This is a genomic window from Prosthecobacter algae (assembly GCF_039542385.1).
GTDB lineage: Bacteria > Verrucomicrobiota > Verrucomicrobiia > Verrucomicrobiales > Verrucomicrobiaceae > Prosthecobacter > Prosthecobacter algae.
On record NZ_BAABIA010000002.1, the window covers coordinates 484,257 to 504,371 of the forward strand.

Below are 20,115 nucleotides of genomic sequence, written 5' to 3' on the forward strand. Positions count from 1 at the left end.
GGCTCACACCAGTGCCGCATTCACGTCCAGCGAGACGAAGTGCAGCAGCTCGTCCGTGCTCATGTCCATGAGCGCGGACTCCGCAGTCCCATCCTGAGACAGCAGGGCCTCGGACAGCGCCATCTTCTTTTCTAACAGGGCATCAATCCGCTGCTCAATGGTGCCCTGGCAGATGAACTTGTGGACGAGTACGTTCTTTTTCTGGCCGATGCGGAACGCGCGATCCGTGGCCTGATTTTCAATGGCCGGATTCCACCAGCGATCAAAATGAATGACGTGGCTGGCCGCTGTGAGCGTGAGGCCCGTGCCGCCTGCCTTGACACTGATGACCATGAAGGGCGGCCCGTCCGGCTGCTGAAAGGCCTCCACCAACTGCGGTCGTTTTTTCACCGGCGTGCCACCATGCAGTACGAGGCCATCACGACCAAAAACCTTCGCCAGAAAGCGCGCCAGGGGATCGCAGGTTTCCTGAAACTGCGTGAAGATGAGCGCACGCTCTCGGTGCTCGGCGATCTGGCTGCAGATCTCCCCCAGCCGCGCAAATTTCCCGCTGTCCTCACGGCCCCACACGCCATCTCCATTCCAGTGGCTGGGATGGTTGCACACCTGTTTGAACTGGATCAGGAAACTCAGCACCAGCCCCTGGCGCTTGATCGGGTCCATCGTGGCATCCCGCATCAGTTTCGCCATCTGATCCACCAGCTTGGCATAGATCGTTGTCTGCCTTTTAGTTAGGCCGCACCAGGCCTTCACCTCGATCTTTTCCGGCAGGTCGCTGATGATGCTCCTGTCCGTCTTCATCCGGCGCAGGATGTAAGGCTGCACCACCCGCCGCAGCGGGGCGTAGCCTTCACGCCCCGTCGCGCATTGTTTCACCACTTCGGCAAAGACCGAGGCAGGCCCCAGCAGGCCGGGATTGAGGAAATCAAACAGGCTCCACAGATCCCCCGGACGGTTTTCCACCGGCGTGCCCGTGAGTGCGATCCGTGCCGGGGCCTGCAATCTTTTCACCGCCTGGGTGCTGCCACTGGCGGGGTTCTTGATGGCCTGCGCCTCATCCAGGATGACGAGGCTCCAGGGGTGCTCCTGCCAGCTCTCCGTCCTTTGCAGAAAGGTGTAGGTCGTCAGCATGACATCGCAGCCGCGCAGCATCGCCGCGGGCTGGCTGGCCAGGCGTTGCAGATCCGTCCGCTCTAGGGCCGAAGGATGCGCAATGAGCAGCTTCAGATCCGGCGCAAATTTGGCAATCTCCGCTTTCCAGTTGCCAATCAATGAAGCAGGCACCACCAGCAAAGTCGGCTCCTTCGCCTGCCCCTGACGCAGCAGCAGCAGCGCAATGACCTGCACGGTTTTCCCCAGCCCCATGTCATCGGCCAGACACGCGCCTAACCCCAAGCGTGTCATGAAATACAGCCACGCCAGCCCCTTTTGCTGATAGGGCCGCAAGGTGGCGCGCAAATTGTCCGGAGGCTCCACCTGGGCCGGGTCCAGCATCTTTTCCAACACCTCCGCCAGCCCCTTGCCAGCCACAATGTCCGACCAGTCATGCAGCGTTTCCGCAGCCACCCCTTCTTCCGCCGTCGTCTTCGGCACATACCTGGCCAGCAGGCGCATGCCGTCCAGAAAGCCGATGAGCCCCTCCCCCACCGCATTCTGCACCCGGCTCCAGTGATCCAGCACCTGCTGCAACTTGGCCCCATGCACCTCCACCCACTGCCCGCGCAGGGAGACGAGGCCCGTCTCCGCGCTCAGCAGCTTTTCCCACTCGGCTTCGGTCAGCGGGCTGCCTTCCAGCGTGGCTTCGGCCCTGAAGGACAGCATGGCCCCGGCATGCAGCTTGCCCTCCTGCGGAGCATCGATGGTGACCTGAACCGTGGGCCGCGTCCCCTTTCCCTCACGCCACCAGTTCGGCAGTTTCACGACGATGCCGCTCTCCTGAAAAAGGTGACTGTCGCGCAGCCAACGGTAGGCCTCCGCAGGGTCCAGCGCCAGGGGTTGGAACAGCCGCCGCGTCTCCAGCCACTCGCGCAGCAGCGCACTCTGGGCCGCAGCCAGCCGCACCGGCTCCAGCAGGGCCTGCATCGCGGCCTGGTCCTTCTGCCCCGCATACATCTGCAGGGCACGGGCCAGCGGCAGATGCTGCACCTGGCCGCTGGCGCTCAGCTTTTCCGTAAAGGTGGCCAAAAAGGCAAAAGGCCGCTGCGGATCCGTCTTGTTTTCTGCCAGATGAAAGGTCACCCGCCCCACCAGGTGCCAGGCCGCATTCGCCGCCTGCAGCCAGCCTTCCAGCCCCTCAGGATGCCCGGCCATCTTTGATGCCACCTGCCCTGCCATGGCCTGCCACCAGCGCTCCAAGACCACCGGCGAGAGATGCTCCGCCCCCGGAAAAGGCGGCGCAGTGGCCAGCCAACTCTGCCGCTCCGCCTCCGTCGGCAGCGCCACCAGGGCCAGATCGCGGGTCTGGCACAGGCGTGTTAAAAACGGTCGCACCCACCCCCGCAGCCACCGCCAGGGTGCATCCAGATCTGCCAGTAGCAGCTCCGTGCCGAGGCCGATGAAAAGCGCCCCCGGCCCCTCACGGACGAGCTCGCCCAACCGCCGCTCCTCTACAGTCCCGCGCTCCCCCTCCATGAGGAGAAGTCCGTCAGGCGTGAGCACCGGTTGCAGCATGGCAGCCTAGTGCCCGAGAAAAGACCGATGGGCAACCCTGGAGCGCTCCCGCCTTTTCATCCGCTCACTCGCCCCACACTTTCGGCACCACGTAGTTCTTCGGCTGCGGGCCACCCTTGGGCGGCAGGGCCTCGGCGGCGAACTCCGCCAGCTTCGCTTTCAGCACCGCCACCTTCTCCGGCTGGCTCGCGGCCAGATTCGTCTTTTCATTCGGATCTTCAGCCAGGTTAAACAGCTCCACGTTCGCCTTGGCGGCCGCTTTCTTTTTCTTCTTCGCCTTCGGCCCTCCATCCGAGTCACCCGCCCCACCATTCAGCACCAGCTTCCAGTCACCCATGCGCACAGCCCCATTGTTAGGCGCCGTGTTGTACAAAATGACCTCATGCGGAGAGGCAGCCCCTTCCGTGATGGCAGGCCAGGCATCGCGACCATCCAGCAGCTCCTTCTGCTCCAGGGAAGCCCCCGCCAGCTTCAGCAAAGTCGGGTACCAGTCCACCATGTGCAGCGGGGCCTTCACCACACTGCCTTCCTGGATCTTCCCCTGCCACGTCGCAAAGGCCACCACCCGTGTTCCCCCTTCATACAGCGTGCCTTTGCCCGCGCGCAGCAGCCCATTATCCGTGATCGTACCCGGGCTGGGCCCACCATTGTCGCTTGAGAAAATGAACAGCGTATTGTCCCGGATCCCCGCTTCATCCACCGCCGCAGCGATCTTGCCCACAGCCTCATCCATGCACGCCAGCATCCCCGCATAGGTCGCCCTGTTCCCCTTCAGGTGCGCATACGGTTTCACATACTCCTCCGGCACCTGCCAGGGGCTGTGCACCGCATTGAAAGGCACATAGAGAAAAAGCGGCTTCGACTTGTCCCGCTCGCGGATCACCCGCGCCGCCTCCTGGCCTAACAAATGCGTCGAATAACCCTGATCATCGCTGCGCTGGTCATTGCGATGCCAGTCATGCCCGCCATCGCGATCCAGCTTAAAGTAATCAATCGCCCCATTGTAGTGGCCATACTGTTGATCGAACCCCCGCCGCGTCGGCAGGTAATCCCTCGTCACAAAACCCAGGTGCCACTTGCCCACGATCGCCGTCTGGTAGCCCGTCTCCTTCAGCGCCTGCGGCAAAACACGCTCCGTCAGCGGCAGCCCATAGTCCGCCCAGGGCCGCACCACGCCCACCTGCAGACCGTGCCGCATCGGGTAGCGCCCCGTCATCAGCGCCGCCCGCGTCGGACTGCACACCGGCTGCACATAAAATTGGTCCAAAACCGCCCCCGCCTTCGCCAGCTTGTCCAGATGCGGCGTCGCGATCTCCTTCCCGCCCATGAACCCGCAGTCCGCCCGCCCCAGATCATCGGCCAGGATAAAAACGATGTTCGGGCGCGGAGCCTCAGCCGCCAGAGCAGGCAGGGCGAGGCCAAAGAAAAGGAGGGCGATCCAACAGGAGGGCAGCTTCATCACCGCGCGAAAACGAAGCCTGCCCAGCACACCTTTCCACCGAAAGCTGCCTCACTTACAGGATTCACCCCGCTCTCTCCTGCCCCCTCCATTCCGAACACCGAACTCTCAAAACCGAACTCCGTCCCCTCCCCCACCTCTCCATTCGACAATCCCGCCGAACCGTTTATTCTCCGCGCTCCCTTTCCCACACATGAAAAAGAAAATCGTCCTCGCTTATTCCGGCGGCCTCGACACCTCCGTCCTGCTCTCCTGGATCAAAGAAACCTATGATGCCGAAGTCATCGCCTTCTGCGCCAACATCGGTCAGGACGACGAACTGAAAGGCCTGAACGCCAAAGCCAAAAAGACCGGCGCTCTGAAAATCTACGTGGATGACCTCCAGGAAGAGTTCGCCAAGGACTTCATCTTCCCCATGATGCAGGCCGGGGCCATCTACGAAGGCCAGTACTTCCTCGGCACCTCCATCGCCCGCCCCCTCATCGCCAAGCGCATGGTCGAGATCGCCAAGCTCGAAGGCGCCACCGCCATCGGCCACGGTGCCACCGGCAAAGGCAACGACCAGGTCCGCTTCGAGCTCACCACCGCCGCCCTCGCCCCCGACCTCGAAATCATCGCCCCTTGGCGTGACGAGCGTTTCCGCACCCAGTTCCCTGGCCGTGCCGAAATGATCGCCTACTGCGAAGAGAAAAAGATCCCCATCCAGGCCAGCGCGAAGAAGCCCTTCTCCATGGACCGCAACCTCCTGCACATCAGCTACGAGGCCGGCATCCTTGAGGACCCTTGGTTCAATGCTGGCGACGTGAAGTATCGCGACTACTTCACCACCCTCTCCGTCTTCCCTGAAGACGCCCCCGACAAGTCCGAATACGTCGTGCTCGACTTTGACAAAGGCAACTGCGTCGCCGTCAACAGCAAGCCCATGAACCCCCTCCAGGTCATGAAGGCCCTCAACAAGCTCGGCGGCAAGCACGGCGTCGGCCGCGTGGACATGGTGGAAAATCGCTTCGTCGGCATGAAGAGCCGCGGTGTGTATGAGACCCCCGGCGGTGCCATCCTCCACTTCGCCCATCGCCAGATCGAGTCCCTCACCATGGACCGCGAAGTCATGCACCTGCGCGACAGCCTCATCCCCGAGTACGCCAAGCTCGTGTACAACGGCTTCTGGTACGCGCCCGAGCGCCTCGCCCTCCAGGCCCTCGTCACCGAGAGCCAAAAGAATGTCTCCGGCACCGTCCGCGTGAAGCTCTACAAAGGTGGCATCCACGCCGCCGGCCGCCAGAGCCAGTTCAGCATGTACAACCCCCACATCGCCACCATGGAAGCCGACCCCACGAAGGCCTACAACCAAGACGACGCCACCGGCTTCATCCGCCTCAACGGCCTCCGCCTCCGCGTGAATTCGCAGGTGAATGGTGCAGCGAATATTGGCGGTTAACTGAAGCGATCTCGTTAATCTCTCACCAGCCCGGAAACCGCAAGGTTTCCGGGCTTATTGTTGGCGGATGCGTGACCTGAAATGGAGCGGTCATTAATGCTTAGGGAGTTCGGCGTCAGCCCAGTTTATTTCTCTCGACCGATTCACCCACATCTTAGCAATCAGCAAAAGCTTTGTCTAAATCTTTTTTATGTAATATAGGGGGAGTAAATCCTTACCTAGAAAAACATTTACTTGAATAAACGCTCTTGAAAAATATAGACAAAATATTGGAACATCATTTACTTGGCTATACAACTTTCAGCTAAAGGCTAAATCAAACATAACATTTCAAATAATGAATCACTCTGTCATCGCCACGAATGATCCAACTATCGTAGGCACGTTTGCTTTTGCAATGAAACCACTACGCAAGATCATGATTGAGACAGGAGATGCAGAACTTCAGCGGTTTTTGATAACACGATCTAACACAACCAAAATGTAGATACTATACACGGCAAGGGATTATTCCCGATTTTTTAGAAAGGGATAATATTTATAGATCCAAAGATTGATAGAGTATTGTCATAATCACATTAAAGATGCGCCCAGAAAGGCAGATCATCGCAAAGAAGAATGACTGAGCTCCAGCGAAATAGAACACAACACCAATTTCATGAAGACCATCGTTGATTCCACCAGGGATCCCATTACTGGGATCGTGAATATCAGGTTGCGACCACAATATAGTGATACATTCGCTGCCTTTTTGACTTCCACTAATATTCGCTTTTCTCGATCAGATGCTATTTTCCCATATCGCGGTCAGAGCGGTCAGCAGGAAGATGTTGTACCTTTTCTTATTTATGATTTCGATGACGAGATCAAGAACACTATTTCAGCCTGGGATGATTCGCAGTAAATATTCTCCACCACCTGAATCGAACAACGCACTGGGGACATTCTTTGGGCTACTCTTGCGGATATACATTTATGTGACGCTAGTCCGCCTTCCATTTCCACGTTCGGCCCCACCCAACAATCAAAGTATATTGAATATTCGCCTTATATAATACTTATGGAATACCAAACCGCAGTCGGCGACATACTTCTTGTTACGGGAACAGCAAAACACTCTTCGGCTCTCGCCACCCTACAAAAAGCACTATATAATCAGGCGCGCTCAAGTCACGTGGCTTTTAGTCTTGGCGGTGGTGCATTTATTCATTCCACGACCGATAAAGGAGTTCATCTTGCGTTTTTTCCAGACATCATAAAGGACTGCACTGATGACTGGAGAATCATTAGGCTTCGCTCCTTGACTAAAGAGCAGGAACGTTTATTACTCGGAAGCTCTAATTACCATCTTGCACAGAAATATAATTATGCGTATATGATGCCAGGCAATAAAACCTCATCATTTTGTTCTGAATTTGCCTCAAAAAGTTATTGTAAAGCCAATATTGGAATTTTAAACGGCTTAGAATCAAGCAAGACTGCACCGGCTCATTTTGACAAGGAAGCCGACGACTTGATTGAATGGATGGACGTTTCTGCTGATTACCGCACGTTACTTGAAGAGATTAACTCTGACCCGAAGTTGGCTTATGCAGGGTTCGCTTATCTTGCACATAGGTTGGAAAGGATTCGAGCTGTAAATGCAAGAACTGAATTCTTATTTGCACTAGCCTCTCAAATCTTCAAAACAGACGAAAGCAGGGAGGGATTAAAGAAGGCGAAACAGGAGTTGGAGTCTCAACGGCTTTTTAGCTACTGGGATATACACAAACAGGATTAAGAAAAGATGTAGGGATTAATGTAAATTAAATGCGTCTAATCGATTGAAATTCAACATCTTACACACCCAAGACTCAGGCGCGCGAGCAGCCGCGACACACGGCTCCCGTCTTCACCGCCCCTTTACGCTCCAGGCATCCTAGCTGGTAGGCAGGGAGTCCCGCATGCGGAACGACCGCACACCTAGTTAGGCGAGATCGTCATTCCCCCATCAACGCCCGCGACCAGACGTGGCCTGGGCGAGCTAAAGCTCGGGCTGCTTTGCTGAGGCCATGTGCGTCGTCCTTTTGGTTAGGAGAAACGGGCAAAGTAGGAGCGACTTCAAAAGTCCCGAAGGGACGAGGCAACAAAGCCCTGGGTAAGAGGAAGGGGATGTGTTCCCATGCCAACGAGCCCTGAAAGGGCGGGACAAAAGGGGCAAGCCATCTCCCATGCCTCGCCCTTTCAGGGCTTGGGGAGGGATGACGGTTTCTTATCGGGGGTCCCAGGGCTGCGCTCGCTAGGGCTCGCTGACCCTGGGCTGGGTTGTCCCGCCCCGCTGGGGCTGGGGAGATGACTCGCGTGATGGCCCGGCTTGCTCATCCGACAGGCAAGAACCTTTGGAAAGAATAACAGCACAGAGGACCGAAAACCGCAGAGAGGAACAAAACCGCATTCTCTGCGGTCTTCCAATCTCTCGCGGTGTAAAATTCCCCGGCCTCCGCCTTCACCTCCCCATGATGCCGGAGGCATCCCAGCCGGTAGCCAGGCGGTAAGGGAGCCCAGGCGACCGCACCCCTGGTTAGGCAAGATCGTCATTCCCACTCAACGCCGCATCCTGGAAGCATACCAGCGGTGCCCTAATGGCTAACGACGCGATCCCCCCAAAACGGTGACGGTTTGGAGGACTCGGCCTTCCAAGAAAGGCGGGTAATCCGGCGATGTGGTGGCTGAGCTTGCGGGATCTTTTGCGCCGGACACACCCGCCCTACGAGGGAAGAGCTGGGGCGTCGCCGCATCCCCCAGGTTAGGCGAGGGGGGCGGGATCTTGGCATGACAAATCCCGGCGGGTGCTGTTACATGGGTGCCACTCTCCTTCTACCATGATTGAATCTCTGACGTTCATCCTACTCGGCCTGATCCTGCTCTATTTTGGCGGGGAGGGGCTGGTGAAGGGGAGCTCGGCGCTGGCGCTGCGGCTGGGGCTGACGCCGCTGGTGGTGGGGCTGACGGTGGTGGCGTTTGGCACGAGTGCGCCGGAGCTGGTGGTGAGCGTGAAGGCGGCGCTGGATGGGGAGGGGGCGATTGCGATAGGCAATGTGCTGGGATCCAACGCACTGAACATCGGCCTGATTCTGGGGCTGACGGCGTTGATCTGCCCGCTGAAGGTGCAGCTTCAAATTTTGCGCATTGATGCACCGATCATGGTGGTCGTCTCAGTGATCAGCGGGTGGATGCTGCATGATCTTTACCTCAGCCGACTCGAGGGCGGGCTGCTGATGGCGGGGCTGGTGGCTTATGTGATCTTTACAGTGATGTATGCGAAACGAGTGAAGCAGCCGCCTGCGGTGGTGGCGGAGTATGCGGAGGCACTGCCGCCGCCGAAGGGCAGTGTGGGGCGGGATGTGGTCTTCATGATCGGCGGCCTGGGCCTGCTGGTGGTAGGCTCGCGCTTCATGGTGGATGGCGCAGTCAGTCTGGCGCGACTGTATGGCATCAGCGAGGCCGTGATCGGCCTAACCATCGTCGCAGCGGGCACGAGCATGCCGGAGCTGGTGACCTGCGTGGTGGCGGCGCTGAAAAAAGAGCCGGACATCGCTCTGGGGAACATCATCGGCTCGAACATCTTCAACATCCTGGGCATCCTAGGCGGGGCCGGTCTGGTGAAACCTCTTCATGGAGTTGGCATCCAGATGACGGACATCTACATCACCATCGCCTTTGCCGTCATCCTGGTGCCGATCCTGAGAACGGGCCAGAAACTGATGCGATGGGAGGGGGTGCTGCTGCTGACCGCCTATGTGGGCTACATGGTGTGGCTGTGGCCAAAGGATTGAGAACAAAAGACCTCCCCGCCCACGCAGGTGCCGATGACGGACTCATGCCGCATAACGCCGCAAATGGATGGGTGACCAAAGGCATCGCGAACCAGTTCGGCATTCTCATAAAAATCCGGTCTTGGCCCCTGGTTTTGTGCGAAAGGCACGAACTCGAACAAGCCATTCCCCGGCGACCATGTTTTCTAAACGTTATGAAAATCGCCCAAAAGACCCGCTTTTCTTTCCTTTGACGGGCAAGCCGAAGAAGCCACCTGGTTTTATGTCTCACTCCTGCCGGACTCGCGGATTGACCGGATCATCACCTCGCCCATGGAGACACAGGGCGGCGATGCGGGCATGGTGCTGGTGATAGAGTTTACCCTGGCGGGCAGGCGAAGAGGCACAGCCAAAGTACTCCAGAGCTTTAGCTCGCCAAAATCCCGTCTCAGATTCGACGCTCGTTTCGGCAGCTTCAGGGGACTTTCTCACCGCCTGCCCCTCTTTCTCTGCGCCCCCCACTTCCCCCCTCCTGTCAATCATGCCAATCCTGCAATCCTGTCCAAATTTCCCGCCCCCGCCCAGCCTCTTTCGACGGCCAACCATTCCTTGCCAACACGGCATCCGTAACCGATATTTACCATCATCACAAAACGGCAATGATCGCTCCCCATCACCCCCAAAAATCCCCCGATGGGGAAACCTATCCCCAAAAAACCCCCATCCTAAACCCCTGATAACCAACTCATTAACCACCCAAATCCCCAAATGGGGATAATTTAAAAAACTCCCCATTCCCCATTCGCTCGCCTCCCAACCTTCGGTTGATCTTGCGGCTCAGGCGCTTCCTTGCTTCACTTAATGTTCATGAATCGAAGAACCTTTGGCAGGACGTCGATTTCATCCCCGGCCTCCCCGAGAAATGCGAGCACCTGAACGGCCCCCCGGAATTTTGATCCATGCACCTTTGGCCTAACCAGCAGCACTCCCCCGAGAGGAGCGTGGACACTCTGTCCGCATCTAAGCCCATCGGGAGCGCAGCGACCCTGGTCCCCTCTCTTGACGGGTCAAGACCTACCCCATTTTGAAAACACCGCTGAACATGAAGCTCCCTCATGGCCACCTTGCTGAAACATGGGTTTCCTCAGAAGTGAACCCAGCCTGCCAAATCTCCGCCAATGCTGAAACTAGGACTTCGGTGATACCAAGGCTCTCATTGTCAAAACAGGATCATGACGGCACACCTTTTGTCAGTCAGGTAAGCCAGCATTTGACGTATCTCAAAGATGTCGCATAAAGCGGCCCTCCCCAATCCCCTTTCCATGCAGCGCTCGTTTCTTTACCTTTCGGCCTTCGGTCTCATCTGCTCCTCCCTTTCAGCCCTCACGCTGGAGGAGATGAACCAGCGGCAGCAGCCGATGCCGACCGTACCGGAAAAGGACCTGCCACCGCTGAAGAATAAACCCGAGCCGTTTCCCGGCATCGTTAAACATGCTGGCTACGAGGCGCATACCTGGGTGCGGTTTCCGTTCGTCGAAAATCCTGGCAGCTTTGGCTTCGACCCGAAAGGCCGTTTGTTCGTGGCGGAGGCCAACCGCTTTTGGCGCGGGGTGCCGGACCTACGCGGGGCCAATGAAATGATCCGGGGAGATTTCCAGGCGAGCACGCTGGAGGACCGAACGAATCTCTACAAGACCTGGGCTGCACGTTTTCCCACCACCTTTTTCACCAATACGGCAGACCGCCTGATCCGACTAGAAGACCGCGATGGCAATGGCGCGGCAGATCACCGCACGCTGTTTTCAGACCGTTTCCACGAGCCCCTGGATGGCATCGGCTTTTCCGTGCTGGCGGAGGATGATGCGGTGTATTTCACCTGCATCCCGAATCTCTGGAAGCTGACGGATGCCAACGATGACGGCGTGGCGGATGCGGAAAAGGCGCTGGTGGGTGGCTTTGGCGTGCGGGTGTCCTTTATCGGGCATGACCTGCATGGCATCACTCGCGGGCCGGATGGGCGACTGTACTTTTCCGTGGGGGATCGTGGTTACCACGTCACCACGCAGGATGGCCGGGTGCTCTCCGGTGCCGGGCGCGGGGCCATCTTTCGTTGTGAATCGGACGGCAGCGGTTTTGAGGTTTTTTGCAAAGGGCTGCGCAATCCGCAGGAGCTGGCCTTCGATGAAGCGGGCAATCTTTTCACCTTCGATAACACGGGCGATATCGGTGACCTTGCGCGCATGGTTTATGCCCTGGAAGGCAGCGACTCGGGCTGGGACATGAGCCACCAGTCTGCCCATCAATACGTAACCATGCTCGACTGGGAGGACTTTCACCCCAAGACCTCCATGTGGGTGGCGGAAAAGATGTTTGAGACCTTCAATGAAGAGCAGCCGCAGTGGGTATACCCACCAGCCTCGCATGTGGCGCGCGGCCCATCTGGAGTGACCTTCCTCACCGGAGCTTCTTTGCCTGAAGATCTGCGTGGCAAATTCCTGCTGGCGAATTATCGCGGGGCCTCCCAGGGCTGCACGGTGCTGACGGTTGGCATCGAGCCAAAAGGAGCCGGGTATGTGGCCAACTCCGAAGACGTCTTGGTGGAAGGTGTGGGTGTCACGGATGTGGAGCTAGGCTATGACGGCAGCATTTACCTGTGCGACTTTGGCGGCGGCTGGAGCATCAATACCAATGGGGCCATCGAGAAACTGACCCCGAAGGATGAAGCCCTCAGAAAAGCCGGGGCTGAGACCCAGGTCATCTTTGCCAAAGGTCTCAAAGAGGAGCCCGTGGCCAAGCTGATGGCTTACCTGGATTCGCCCGACAAACGCCTGCGTCAGGCAGCGCAGTTTGAACTGGTGAACCGGAAAGAAACCGCCACGCTGGCCGCCCTAACAGCGAATGCGGCCAAGCCGATCCAGACCCGCCTACATGGCATCTGGGCGCTGGATCAACTGGGCCGCCAAGGAGCAGCGGTGAGCAGCACCTTGCTCGTCCTAACCAAAGATAAGGAATCCGAAATTCGCGCCCAGGCTGCTCGGACATTGGGCAGCGTGCGGGCGCTGGAAAGCCAGGAGGCCCTGCTGGGTCTGTTAAAGGATGAATCGCCACGAGTGCGCTCGCTGGCTGCCATCGCGCTGCAGCGGGTGACGAAGCCTGGGGATGCGAAGGTGACGGAAGCTCTTTATGAAGTGGCTGCCCGTCAAGGCACTGGTCCGGTGGACCCGGTGCTGCGCCATTCGGTGCTGTCCGCGCTGGATGTCATCGGCACTGTGCCTGCCGCCACCGCGCGCGCCCAGGCAGCCGAGCGTGAGGTGCGCCTCACAGCCCTGCTTTTCCTGCGTCGTCATCAGAGCCCGGAGTGCGCCATCTTCCTGAAGGATAACGATGCCCAGATCCGCCGTGAAGCCGTGCGCGCCATCTATGACACCACCGGTGTGGATGGCCCTGCGGGAGATGCCGTAGCGGCCCTTGCCCCTGAGGCCGCTGCTTTTTCCCCCACGCTCCAGCAGCGCATCGTAGCCGCAAATTATCGCCGAGGAACGGCTGAGAATGCACGCAATCTTCTTGTCATGGTGAAGGATGCCAAACTGGATGCCGCCACCCGCAGCGCCGCCCTGCATGCGCTGCGCCTGTGGGAAAAGCGGATCGTCACCGATCCCGTGCTGGGCCTCTACCGCCCGCTGCCAAAGGCTGAGCGTACACTTGCCAGCTTGGGTCAATCAATCGAGGCAGACCTGCGTGCTTTACTGGCCGGGGAGCTGCCCCCACAACTCGCCTCACTGGCTCTGAAGCTGGCCGCTGAAACAGGCGTTCGCCTGGAGCCTAAAACGCTCCAGAGTTTTGCCGCAAACCAAGCCCTCGCTGCCGAGGTCCGGATCGCCGCTCTGGACAGCCTTGTCACTTCCGCCCCTACAGAAGCTGGCGACTTGGTGCACCGCTTGATCGCAGATGCCAGCCCCACAGTTTCCGCAGCCGCCTTGGCGCATGGCTACACCTTGAAGCTGGATGGTCTCACCGAAATCTCCCGCCAGGCCATCGCCTCCGGCCCGCTGGTGAAAGCACGCGCCGGCATCTCGGGCCTCACGGCCACACACCCAGAGGAGATCGCCACGCTGTGGCAAAAGCGCGAGAGCAATGACCTGCGCCGTGGCCTGTGGCTGGATGTTTTCCTTGCCCTGCAAGCACAGACAACCCCCGACACCCAGGCCCTGGTGAGCGCCCACATGGCCAGTGCACCGGACGCCGTGTATCGCCTTAGCGAAACAGGTGGCGATGCCCTACGAGGAGAGGCAGTCTTCCGCAACCAAGGCGGCTGCCTGCAATGCCACAAGGTAGGCAGCGATGGCGGCATCCAGGGCCCTGACCTAACCAAAATTGGTGAACGACTGAAGGCAGATAAACTGGTGGAATCCCTGGTCAATCCGAATGCCGTTATCGCCCCTGGTTACGGTCTGGCCGCCATCACCATGAAAGATGGCACCCTACTCATGGGCCGACTGGCGAAGGAGAAAAAGGAAGAGGTGGAAATCGTCGGCATGGATGGCAAGCAAGCCAAGATCGCACGCAGCACCATCGCCAGCATTGCCCCGCCCGTTTCGGCCATGCCACCTCTCGGCACTGCGCTGCCACCACGTGATCTACGCGACCTCGTCGCCTACCTCGCCAGCCGAACTGCCGCTAACAAAAAGATTGGCAAAGATGACGCGAGCCATGGCGATGAGAAAATCGCGAAGTGAGAAGGCTCTCAGCAAGCGTCCCCAGCCACCTACTGGAGCAAGCAGCTACATTAAAAGGCGAAGCCGACGGTGACATGCAGCATGCCACCGCTCTCACCTTCCCGTTTGCCGACGTTGTGGCCGTAATCAATGCGGACGGGACCGAAGGGGAGCTTGTAGCGGAGGCCAGCGCCGATGGCGGGGCGGAAGTCTGATGAATAATCGAAGGCGCTGCTGTTGCTGCCACGACCGAGACTGCCGATGTCGCCAAAGAAGGCGAGTTCGAGGTTGGGGTAGATTTCGTAACTGAACTCGGCGCTGGCAAAGAGGGCCGAAGTACCGCCGAGGGGAGTGCCGCCGTTGGTCACGGGACCGAGTTCACGTTCGGCAAAGGCACGCACGCTGTTAGGCCCACCATTGAAGACGCGGGAATCGATGGGCAACTCCTCTGCCGCTGCACCCTGGATGCTGAGCAAGGCAGCCCCGGCGGCGAAGCGGAACTTCTTGGTGATTGGGCGATACCACGCGCCGCGAAGGTCGGTGCGCATGTAGCTGACATTGGAGCCCATGACATCCATGGTGGACTCCAGGCGGGCGCTGACAAACCAGCCTTTACGCGGCAGGACGGGGCTGTCGCGATAGTCCAGCATCATGCTGCCGCCCAGGCTGCCGAGGGTGTAGGTGTCCGGGCCGATTTCGGCATCGGTGAGGACATCGGTCGAGACGGTGTTGGCGGAGACGCCGGCAAAGACAGAATAAGTGAAGTGCTTGCTGGCCCGACGAGAGAGCTCGAGATTTAGGCTGGTGCCGTAGCGGGAGTATTCGAAGAGATTGAAGTTTTCCACCGCGAGCTGGACGGAGCTGGCATAACCAGAATTAAAAATGGCGGGGTTGGTGAGCTTGAGAGAGCCGAGCGGACCTGCGGTGCTCCAGTTCAGTTCTGCAGCCAGGGTATTGCCCTGATCACGGAAATTCGTATTGCGGTAGTTCACACCCGCCTGGGGGCCGAGGAAGGTATCAAAGCCGAGTTCAAAGCCCAGGGTTTTGGGTTTTGTCTCCTCCCCGGTGATGCGCAGATCTGCCTGGGCGGGGCTGATGCCGGGCTGCAACTGGGGCTCCACATCCAGCCGGGCAAACATGCCGGTATCCAGCGCACGCTTGAACATCACGTCGAGATCCTCGGCGATGTAGTATTTGCCCTCGGCTTCGCGGAAGCCTGCGGTGAGCACGCGCTTGGAGCCCCGGCTAAAGTCTGGGTGCGGGACGATCTGCGCCACACGCACCCGTTCCCCCGGAGTCATGCGGATGACGACATCGACAGTGCCGCCTTGCTGGCCGAGCTTGTAATCGGAAACGGTGGCTGAATTTAACCAGCCGGATTCTTTGGCGATGCTGTTGAGCTGGCCTTCGATCTGCTGCACGCGTGCTTCATTGAAGGGCTCCCCAGGAGTCTGGGCGATGAGGCCGCGCATCTGCTTTTCCAGCTCCACAGGGCCGCCGGCAAAGTCCACGCTGCCGAAGGTGAAGCGCGGGCCAGGTTTCACCTCCATGGTGATGTCGCGCAGGCCGTCGCTGCCGGTGGCGGCTTCAGGTGTCAAAACAACTTCTGCCTGGAGGTAACCTTCCGCACGAAGACGGCGCTGCACCAGTCCGGTGCCGCTCTGAAGTTCGCTCTCCACCCAGACGGGGTTGGTTTTATCGGCGCCCTCCTTTTCAATGCTGGGGCGCAGCAAGAATTTACGCAGTTCTTCCTCAGGTACGATTAGGTCGCCGCGCCAAGTGATTTTCCCCACGCGGGTCTGCTGGCCGGACAAGATGGTGAGGGTGATGGTATCGCCCTTGAGATCCCAGCGAACTTCCGCCTGCGGCCAGCCTTCGCGAATGAAATGCTGACGGGTGAAAAAGGCCAGGTCATCTGCCAGGGGCTCGCTGGGGCTGCTGCTGCCGGACAGGGTGAGCTGATCCTTCAGCATCGTGTCCAGGCTGTCCCAAGTCACAGCATCCGTGCCGGAAACGGTGACGGTGACGCCGCCCTCGCGGAGGGTATGCACGGAGTCTGATTCCTGGGCCGCCACCGAGACAGCCACGCAGCAGAGCAGGGACACCGAGAGGCAGCGGAGCCTGTCTCTGAGGGAAGATGGGCACCGGGCCCGCTTTGCTGCATCCTCACTGCACATGCTGTGGCGTGTCGCCCTTGAACGTGCCTTTGTCAATCTGACCCAGCATGTCAATGAAGGCATCTTCGAGCTTGCGCTCTTCGCGGTGGAAGTCGGTAACCTGGAGACCATCGGTTATCATTCGGCGCAGGACCCCTGCCAGCGTGCCTTCATCTACCGATTGTACACGGAGCCGCGCGCCACGTTTGGTTTCTTCCACCACCTCGATCATGGGCGCAGTCAGGGCCCATTGCACGAGTTTGGCAGGGTCTCCGACCACTTGCACATAGACCAATGTCTCCGCCACAGCAGCGGTGCCACGGGTCATGGACTCGGCATCGCCATGGTGAACGATGCGGCCTTTGTCAATGAACAGGAGGCTGTCACACATTTCCCCCAGCTCGCTGAGGATGTGGGAGCTAATGAGGATGGTCTTGCCCTCCTCCGCCAGGATGCGGATGAGCTGCTTCAGCTCCACCCGAGCCTTGGGGTCCAGCCCGGCGGCGGGCTCGTCCATGATGAGAATCTGCGGATCGTGCAAAAGAGCACGTCCCAGGCACAGGCGCTGGGTCTGGCCCTTGGACATCTTGTTGCTCATGCGATCTGCCAGGGGCGTGAGGTCGGTGAAATCCATCACCTCCTGGATGCGCTTCAGCCGCTCCTGCCCTTTGTAACCGAGTGCGCGGGCGTAGAAATCCAGGTACTCCAGCACGGTCATGTGCTCATAGGTGCCAAAGCTGTCCGGCATCCAGCCTAACAAACGACGCACTTTGGCCGGGTAATGGACGACATTGTGGCCACCGATTTTCACCGTGCCCTCATTCGGGTAATCCAGGGTGGCCAGGATGCGCATGGTGGTGGTCTTACCCGCACCATTGGCCCCGACAAAACCAACCACCTTGCCGTGGCCGATGCTGAAGGAGACGCCCTGCACGGCCTGCAGCTTGCCAAAGGAACGCTGCAGATTATCCACCACGATGGCGGGCTGGCTCAGGTCCATTTCAGGAACATGGGAGGCTGGCTGGTGCATGATCAGGGGGGAGGGACGCTGCCATAGACGAGGATTTTGTCTTCTTGCCACCGGATGGCGGAGAGGGTGTCCTGGGTGAAGCCGGGGGCCGATTTGGCTGTGGCAAAGAAGTGGTTAGGCAGGCTATCCACCAACTTTTCCAATGAATCGTTTCGCAGGTCTGTGGACTGCTTGTACCACCACGCCCTCATTTGCCCAGACTCCACTGCACTAAGCTCTGCTTTTTGACCTGTCGCGAGCGGGGATTTCAACATCCACATTTTGCCGTCGGGGCCTGCATAATAGAGTTCATCCAGCGTAAACCCGAGAGCAGAGACCAGGGTGGGCGGGGCATCCGGAGTGGCCCCTGGCTGAACCTCCAGACGAGCGCGGGTAGAGATGGCGGCGCGGATCATTTGAGCCTGCTCGGCCCGGCTCTGGAAGAAGTTTCCGCCACGGGCAGCGCCCTGTTGGGTGAGATTGACGGGCTGCGAGTCGGAGGTGTTCTTCAACTTCACCCAGTCTGAGGCGGGTAGGGCCAATGGCTCCACCAAGGCAGGTTGCTTGAGCTCAAACCCCGCCCCTAGCAGCACGCCGGTGCGGCTGGTCTGCTTTTGGGTGACGTAGGCGGAGGCCTCGTCGGGCTCCACGTTGATGAACACGACGCGGGCACCGATGCCGCCAATGCCATCCTGCAAAAGGATGATGCCTACCATCGCCAGACTGGCCCCCAGCGAGAGGAGAGGGGTAGTGAAAAAAAGGCGGTGCCTACGGCCTGAAGGAGCCAGGATGTACAGATTCACCGGACCGACCAGAACGCCGAACAAAACGAGGAAAACGATGACCTGCCACGAATTAAAACTGCGTTTGCCCAGGGCTGCAAGCGGGCCCCAGTCGGAATCCCGCGTGTGCTCAAGGCGCAGCTGTTCCAGGCGTTCCACACCTTGCCAATAACGGGAGACCGTCTCATCGGCAGGGATGTTGCGACCGTTCCAGGTGAGGGTCTCGATCTGCCCCAGCGAAAAGGCTTTGTCATCCGCAGGCAGTCCATTGGCGGGGAGCTTCGTGGCATAAAAATGCAGCCTTCCGCCTAACCGGACCCATTGCAAAAGGGCATTCCGGCTACCTGGCCTCAGGCTCTGCCATTCGGTATCGGTGAGCATGACGTAATCAAAGCCACTGAAGGCCAGCCAATCCTCAGGCAGATCCGCCGGGACGAAACGGCTGCCGAAAACCTGATCTCCCCGCGAGTAGCTGCTAGTCGCCTTTTGCTTTCTTTCCAATTCATCATTCAGCCGGTCCAAGCTGCCATCGGCGAGGGTCTTGCTGATGGCGATGGCGGGGAAGCCGGCATTGCGGTTGCTGTAGCTGGAGAAACTGCGGACCACAGGCCCTGTCACGGAACCTGAGAAGACATGGCCGGACTGGCCATAGCCGGAGCTGTCCCCGTAATCCACGGCCAGAGGGGCCAGGAAAAGGGCCGTCTGCGTGGAGCGTGCCGGCAAGGACAGATTCACCTCGCTGCGATGCACATTGTTATTCCGGTAGTCCTGAGTCTGGGAATTGAAATCCAAATTCCAGACGGCATCGCGGCCACTGCCATTGGTCGCGACGATGCGCAGGGGGGCGTAGCCGCTGGGTGGCAAGGGATCAAAGACGCTCCGGATTTCCACACGGCTCCCATCGCCCTCGTCCAGCAGTTCATCTACGATTCTCTGCTGCCCATGCGCTGGTGCCCCCATCAGCATGGCGGAGAGAAGCAGCGCGGCCTGACCGCAGCAAAAAGGGGCGGTTGCCCAGCTAGGAAGGCAGAGTCTCATGCGGCCTCCTTCAAGGTGCGAGGGGTGGCGACATTCTGCACAGGCACCTCGGCCAGGATGGCACGCACAACACTGGCGCTGCTGCGGCCATCCATGCGGGCGGTGTAATCTAGCAGGACACGGTGATTTAGCACGGCGGGAGCCAGGGCCTGCACATCTTCAAAGCTGGCATTGGGCCTTCCGTGCATGAGCGCACGGGCTTTGGCCGCGGAGGCCAGACTCAGTGCGGCACGGGGGCTGGCGCCGTAACGAACGCCCTCCGCCGCCTTCGACTGTCCCGGGTGCGTGGCATCCACGAGACGGGCAATATAGTCGGCCACAACCTCCGGCAGGTAAATGCGCCGGGCGGTCTGCTGGATGTGGGCAAACTCTTCCCGAGTAGTGACGGTGGGTACGGTGGGCTCTACGCCTAACTCACGATGCAACACGATCTTCGCCAAGGTCTCTGCACTGTTGCGCAGCACCTCCAGCTTGAAGAGAAAGCGGTCCACCTGCGCCTCTGGCAGCGGGTAGGTGCCCTCGAGTTCGATGGGGTTCTGAGTGGCCAGCACGAAGAAAGGATCTGGCAGGGTGTGGGTGTGGCCCAGCACTGTCACGCGCCGCTCCTGCATGGCCTCCAGCAGGGCGGACTGCGTTTTGGGTGAGGCGCGGTTGATCTCATCCGCCAGCAGCAGGTTGGTAAAAATAGGCCCAGGCTGGAAGACGAATTCGCGCCGCCCATCCACCTCCTGTAGCACCGGATTTCCCGTGATGTCTCCGGGCAGCAGATCCGGCGTGAACTGCACACGTCGGGTGGTGAGATTCAACGCTTTGGAAAGGCCCTTCACCAGTTCCGTTTTGCCCAGGCCCGGCAGACCTTCCAAGAGCACGTGACCGCGGGCGATGACACCGCAGAGCACCAGATCAATCAACTCACTCTGGCCAAACAAAACCTCATTCAGTGCCTGGCGCAGAGCCGCGATGGGTTTCGTCGCAGACTGTAGTTCGGCATCAATCGCGTAGGGGTCAGACATCGCCCGGAGTAAAGCAGGGAGAGGGCCGCGACGTCGAGCGG

General features: G+C 59.3%; 12 protein-coding genes. 6 read left to right on the forward strand and 6 right to left on the reverse strand.

Annotated elements, in window-relative coordinates; translation table 11 throughout:
- Positions 1-3 precede the first annotated feature (3 nt).
- Both ABEB25_RS05385 and ABEB25_RS05390 read right to left on the reverse strand, forming a co-directional pair.
- Positions 4-2,670 carry a DEAD/DEAH box helicase gene (locus ABEB25_RS05385; RefSeq protein WP_345735358.1) on the reverse strand — a complete coding sequence of 889 codons (2,667 nt, stop codon included), beginning with the start codon at positions 2,668-2,670 and terminating at the stop codon, positions 4-6.
- A 64-nt stretch (positions 2,671-2,734) separates the two neighbouring features.
- Entirely contained in the window at positions 2,735-4,129 is a 1,395-nt protein-coding gene (locus tag ABEB25_RS05390) for an arylsulfatase B (protein ID WP_345735359.1), read from the reverse strand.
- Positions 4,130-4,322: 193 nt separating this feature from the next.
- Between ABEB25_RS05390 and ABEB25_RS05395 the strand changes: the two genes are divergently transcribed.
- The 6 genes from ABEB25_RS05395 to ABEB25_RS05420 all read left to right on the forward strand — a co-directional run bounded on the left by ABEB25_RS05395 (position 4,323) and on the right by ABEB25_RS05420 (position 14,097).
- A complete protein-coding gene (locus tag ABEB25_RS05395) occupies positions 4,323-5,567 on the forward strand; it encodes an argininosuccinate synthase (protein WP_345735360.1) in 1,245 nt (414 codons plus the stop codon).
- Positions 5,568-6,225: 658 nt separating this feature from the next.
- Positions 6,226-6,471: a hypothetical protein gene (locus ABEB25_RS05400; RefSeq protein ID WP_345735361.1), complete on the forward strand. Its 246-nt coding sequence runs from the start codon at positions 6,226-6,228 to the stop codon at positions 6,469-6,471.
- Between the two features lie 156 nt (positions 6,472-6,627).
- Positions 6,628-7,347, forward strand: a complete 720-nt coding sequence (locus ABEB25_RS05405) for a YiiX/YebB-like N1pC/P60 family cysteine hydrolase (RefSeq protein ID WP_345735362.1) — start codon at positions 6,628-6,630, stop codon at positions 7,345-7,347.
- A gap of 1,081 nt (positions 7,348-8,428) precedes the next feature.
- Positions 8,429-9,382 (forward strand): calcium/sodium antiporter, encoded by a 954-nt coding sequence (locus ABEB25_RS05410; RefSeq protein WP_345735363.1) that lies wholly within the window; start codon positions 8,429-8,431, stop codon positions 9,380-9,382.
- Between the two features lie 273 nt (positions 9,383-9,655).
- Entirely contained in the window at positions 9,656-9,991 is a 336-nt protein-coding gene (locus ABEB25_RS05415) for a hypothetical protein (RefSeq protein ID WP_345735625.1), read from the forward strand.
- Positions 9,992-10,683: 692 nt separating this feature from the next.
- Positions 10,684-14,097: a PVC-type heme-binding CxxCH protein gene (locus ABEB25_RS05420; protein ID WP_345735364.1), complete on the forward strand. Its 3,414-nt coding sequence runs from the start codon at positions 10,684-10,686 to the stop codon at positions 14,095-14,097.
- 50 nt (positions 14,098-14,147) lie between these two features.
- On the opposite strand, the gene ABEB25_RS05425 is transcribed toward ABEB25_RS05420, so the two are convergent.
- The 4 genes from ABEB25_RS05425 to ABEB25_RS05440 all read right to left on the reverse strand — a co-directional run bounded on the left by ABEB25_RS05425 (position 14,148) and on the right by ABEB25_RS05440 (position 20,074).
- A complete protein-coding gene (locus ABEB25_RS05425) occupies positions 14,148-16,181 on the reverse strand; it encodes a BamA/OMP85 family outer membrane protein (RefSeq protein ID WP_345735365.1) in 2,034 nt (677 codons plus the stop codon).
- Positions 16,182-16,242: 61 nt separating this feature from the next.
- Positions 16,243-17,262 (reverse strand): ABC transporter ATP-binding protein, encoded by a 1,020-nt coding sequence (locus ABEB25_RS05430; RefSeq protein WP_345735366.1) that lies wholly within the window; start codon positions 17,260-17,262, stop codon positions 16,243-16,245.
- A 2-nt stretch (positions 17,263-17,264) separates the two neighbouring features.
- Positions 17,265-19,061: a hypothetical protein gene (locus tag ABEB25_RS05435; RefSeq protein WP_345735367.1), complete on the reverse strand. Its 1,797-nt coding sequence runs from the start codon at positions 19,059-19,061 to the stop codon at positions 17,265-17,267.
- Positions 19,058-20,074 (reverse strand): AAA family ATPase, encoded by a 1,017-nt coding sequence (locus ABEB25_RS05440; RefSeq protein ID WP_345735368.1) that lies wholly within the window; start codon positions 20,072-20,074, stop codon positions 19,058-19,060. The genes ABEB25_RS05435 and ABEB25_RS05440 overlap by 4 nt, the downstream gene beginning before the upstream one ends.
- Between the last annotated feature and the right edge of the window lie 41 nt (positions 20,075-20,115).